The organism is Hyphomicrobium sp., assembly GCF_035572195.1.
Classification (GTDB): Bacteria; Pseudomonadota; Alphaproteobacteria; order Rhizobiales; family Hyphomicrobiaceae; genus Hyphomicrobium_B.
Genome location: NZ_DATNBA010000154.1, coordinates 1 through 3,977 on the forward strand (window position 1 = coordinate 1; position 3,977 = coordinate 3,977).

Consider the following 3,977-nt stretch of genomic DNA (forward strand, 5'->3'; position numbering starts at 1 on the left):
TGTCAGCGCCGCCAAGCTTACCAACAATGTGCACCACGCCCTGGAGGAATTCGCCGACATACGCGCGGCGGACGACCTCACAGGCGATCTCGGCAAGCTCGGAGAAAAAACCGTACGCCTTGATCAGGCGAGCGCGGCAGACGCATTCACCCGCATGCTTGCCGGCGCCGGCAGCAAGCCGCAACGCGGTCCCGATCCGATTACATTGTTGAAGGCGACGAAGAATCACGCCGAGATTGTCGGCAGTCGTGCCGCCCACAAGCGCGATGGCGCGGCGGTCGTGCATTTCCTCGCCTGGTTCGACAGGGAAGCACCGTCCGGCAAACTCACCGAAATCAACGCAGTCGAAGCCCTCGAAACCTTCCGCCGCGAGACCGGGGCGCTCAAGGATATATCGTTCCCGACGATCGCCGGGGCGGGACCGAATGGCGCGATCGTGCACTATCGCGTCACGCGTACGTCGAACCGGCGCATCGGCAGGAACGAATTATTTCTGATCGATTCCGGCGCGCAATACGAAGACGGTACCACCGATATCACCCGGACCATCATCGTCGGTGAACCAAGCGAGCAGATGCGCGACCGCTTCACCCGCGTGCTCAAGGGCCATATTGCGATCGCCACAGCCGTCTTTCCGGAGAACACCAGCGGTGCCCAGCTCGACCCGCTCGCGCGGACGGCGCTTTGGCAGGCTGGTCTCGATTTCGACCACGGGACGGGGCACGGCGTCGGGAGCTATCTGTCAGTGCATGAGGGACCGGCCCGCATATCGAAACTCGGTACCGTAGCCCTGCGTCGCGGCATGATTCTTTCGAATGAGCCCGGTTACTACAAAACCGCTTCCTACGGAATCCGCATCGAAAATCTGGTGCTGGTGATTGCCGCGCCGGAACCGGTCGGTGCCGAAAAGCCCCTCAACGCGTTCGAAACCCTGACGCTCGCGCCGATTGACCGGCGGCTGATCGACAGCCAGATGCTGACACCCAAAGAGCGCGCCTGGCTCGACAGCTACCACAAACGTGTGCACGAAATACTCGGCCCGCTCGTCGATGGTGCGACCCGTAAGTGGCTGGAACAGGCGACAAAGCCACTGTAAGGGCCGATTGTGGGTGCGCTCTACGCGATGAGTTTGAGCCACGTGAGCGTTTTGCAACCGATCCCACAACAAAAAGGCCTGCCACGAGACGGCAGGCCCAGAGAGATAAAGTCCAAGGCGCTGGTTATTTGCAATTACCCATCGGGCAATAACCCCTCATAGGTTGATAGCCTTTCATAGGTTGATAGGTGCTCGGCGGAGTATAAGAACTCTCGCTGCGATATTGATGAGGGCCCACGCGTTCCATTGTCGACGTGTAAGACGACCCGTCCGAAGATCGGATGGTTGTTTCGTATCCGCGTGAGGTCGTAACTGTAGTCGTGCTGGAGTCAGCCAGCGCCGGGACAATTCCCAGAGCACTGACGACGAATAAGGCAGCGAATGTTTTCATTTTACGCCTTCCTACGTTTTGCATTCCACTACGCCTACACGCACCGCAAAACACTTGGATGGCTCTTAGATGCGCGCAGCAGGCGCACGCTTACACTACCTTTGGTTGTAGTTTGGTTTACGGTGCCCTGAGGCAATCAGTTACGGTTTAATTTCAGTGCCATGCGGCAACAACTATTCAATTTCATCGTCATCAATGTTTAACCAAAGCAAGCCCCGCACGTGGCTCAGCAGGATCAATTACCCAGAGATGAGTTTTAACCACTCATCCTCGGTCAACACCTTCACGCCAAGCTTTTTCGCGTCGGCAAGCTTCGAGCCGGCGCCCGGACCAGCGACAACATAGTCGGTTTTCTTCGATACCGAGCCAGCCGTCTTTGCGCCCAGGCGCTCGGCTTGCGCCTTGGCTTCCTCACGAGTCATCTTCTCAAGCGCGCCGGTGAAGACCACGGTTTTGCCGGCAATGGCTGTGTCTTTCTTTGGCTTTTCGGCGTCGAGGATTTCCACTTGCCTGGTCAGTCGCTCGACGATGCCTCGGTTATGGCTTTCGCCGAAATAGGACGAAACGGCCTTGATCACCGTATCGCCGATCTGATCGAGCGCATCCATCTCGGCGATTGTCTCTTCGTCACCCTTGGCGACCTTCAAGCCCGCATCGTGGAACGCCTTCCATGAGCCGTAGCCGCGTGCGAGTGCCAGCGCCGTCGTCTCACCGACATGCCGAATGCCGAGCGCATAGATGAAGCGATCAAGCGAAATCTTGCGCCGGTGCGCGATGGCTTCGAACAGATTGCGTACCGATGTTTCGCCGTAGCCTTCCTCGTTCTCCAGCCTGATCTTCTTGTTGCGCGCCTGGAGCGTAAAAATGTCGGCCGGCTCCTTGATCCATTCCTTCCCGAAGAACAGCTCGATCTGCTTTTCACCCAGACCTTCGATATCGAAGGCGCGGCGTGAGCTGAACAGCTTCAGATGCTCGATCTTCTGGAACGGGCACGCAAACTCTCCGGTGCAGCGGGCCCGCGCACCCTCCTCGCCGGTCGCCGTCTCCTCGCGCACGATGTCGGTGTGCAGATAACATGGGCATTTCTTCGGGAAATGGTACGGCTTGGCATCCTTCGGACGCTTGTCGATGACCACATCAACGACTTGCGGAATGACGTCGCCCGCACGCTGAACGATGACGGTATCGCCGATGCGGATGTCGCGGCCGTCGCGCAATTGCTCGCCATCGCCACCGATGCCCTTGATGTAGTCCTCGTTGTGCAGCGTGACATTCTGCACGATGACGCCGCCAACGCCGACGGGGTCGAGCTTGCCAACCGGCGTCAGCGCGCCGGTGCGCCCGACCTGGATTTCAATGTCCTTGAGCACGGTAATGGCGCGTTCGGCCGGAAATTTATGCGCAATCGCCCAGCGGGGCGTTCGGGAGATGAAGCCAAGCCGCTCCTGCCAGTCAATGCGATCGACCTTGTAGACGACGCCGTCGATATCATAGTCAAGTTTGGCCCGCTTCTCCTCGATCTCGCGATGAAAGGCGATGAGCTCCTCGGTCGAACGACACAGTCTGGTAAGCGGATTGGTCTTGAAGCCACACGATTCGAACCACTTGATCATGGCGGATTGCGTCTCGGCCGGCATTTCGCTCATCTCGCCCCAGGCATAAGCGAAAAAACCGAGCGGGCGCGAAGCGGTGATCGCCGGATCTTTTTGACGCAGCGAACCGGCGGCGGAATTGCGTGGATTCGCGAAGATGGTATCGCCCGCCGCTTTCTGCCGCTCATTGAGCGCGAGAAAGGCCGGCTTGGTCATATAGATCTCGCCGCGCACCTCACACACTGCCGGCACGCCCTTGCCCTGCAATTTGTGCGGCACATCCTTGAGCGTGCGGATATTGGCCGTGACGTCTTCGCCTTCGGCGCCGTCACCGCGGGTGGCGGCAGTGACGAGTTCTCCGTCCTGATAGCGCAACGACATCGAGAGGCCGTCGATCTTTGGTTCGGCGCTGAAGGCGAGCTTTTCATCTTCGCCCAGTTTCAGAAAGCGACGGATGCGGACGGTGAAATCGACGACATCGCTCTCGGCGAACGCATTGTCGAGAGAAAGCATCGGCACCGCATGCCGGACCTTCTTGAACTTTCCCGTCGGAGCCGCTCCCACGCGTCGCGACGGTGAATCGGACCGGATCAGTTCAGGGAAGCGTGCCTCGATCGCGGTATTGCGGCGGCGCAAGGCGTCGTATTCGGCATCCGTTACTGTCGGGGCGTCTTGTTGATAGTAGCGCTTGTCGTGCGCCGTAATTTCAGAAGCCAGCCGTTTCAGCTCGGCCTTGGCCTGCGCCTCAGTGAGGTCTACGGGTTTGATCTTCGACGCGTCGTGACTTGCCATGCATGCACTATATCAACTCGCTGCCTTGATCAGCCGTTCGGCCGCGGCGCGGGCTTCGTTGGTGATTTCTGCGCCGGCCAGCATGCGGGCGATTTCCTCCCGTCGG

2 protein-coding genes are annotated in these 3,977 nt (G+C 59.1%); one reads left to right on the forward strand and one right to left on the reverse strand.

What is annotated here, in order from left to right:
- A partial coding sequence (locus tag VN623_RS12900) for a M24 family metallopeptidase (RefSeq protein ID WP_325571521.1) occupies positions 1 to 1,096 on the forward strand: 1,096 nt, incomplete at its 5' end.
- A 630-nt stretch (positions 1,097 to 1,726) separates the two neighbouring features.
- On the opposite strand, the gene ligA is transcribed toward VN623_RS12900, so the two are convergent.
- Positions 1,727 to 3,871, reverse strand: a complete 2,145-nt coding sequence (gene ligA, locus VN623_RS12905; RefSeq protein ID WP_325571523.1) for an NAD-dependent DNA ligase LigA — start codon at positions 3,869 to 3,871, stop codon at positions 1,727 to 1,729.
- Positions 3,872 to 3,977: the final 106 nt, after the last annotated feature.

Excerpts from the sequence above, each read along its gene's own strand:
- ligA (WP_325571523.1), bottom strand. The coding sequence starts at position 3,871 with ATGGCAAGTCACGACGCGTCGAAGATCAAACCCGTAGACCTCACTGAG.